Annotated in this window: 1 protein-coding gene; it reads right to left on the reverse strand. The window is 55.9% G+C overall.

All coding sequences use genetic code 11. The features are described from left to right. Nucleotides 1-465 (reverse strand): contractile injection system protein, VgrG/Pvc8 family (locus tag DEO48_RS12615; RefSeq protein WP_258306097.1); only part of this gene is annotated, 465 nt, incomplete at both ends.

Consider the following 465-nt stretch of genomic DNA (forward strand, 5'->3'; position numbering starts at 1 on the left):
TTCATGCTTCGCATACACCACCTGCCACCAGGCGTTAAATGCGTCGTTCAGGTGCTCTGACAACAAAAACTGCAGTCCCGGACGCAGATCCGCGCAGTTTGACTTCCCCTGACCGATCATGGCGCCGGCCCGTCGTGCATCCAGCCGGTATGCGCTGAACGCCTTACCGTTTTCCCCGCTCTTGTAACGCCCCGGATAGTCGTAGTGCTCATAGGTCTGGCGCTGATGCGCCAGGTCATTGCTGCTTTTTTTATTCGACTGGTTGTAAGCCGGATTTTTAAAGCTGTAGTCCCGCAGCTCCACGGATGAGGTCTTCACCGCTTCACGGTAGCTGAACTGGCGGACATACGCCCCCTGTTCAAGCCCCTGATTGGCCAGATTAAAGAACAGCGGATCGGTTTTCTTCACCACGGCACCCGCATGATCGGCAAACACCACCCGGTGCTTACCCGCTTCAAATTCGTG

The organism is Enterobacter sp. CGMCC 5087 (assembly GCF_003144775.1).
GTDB classification, from domain to species: domain Bacteria; phylum Pseudomonadota; class Gammaproteobacteria; order Enterobacterales; family Enterobacteriaceae; genus Enterobacter; species Enterobacter cloacae_M.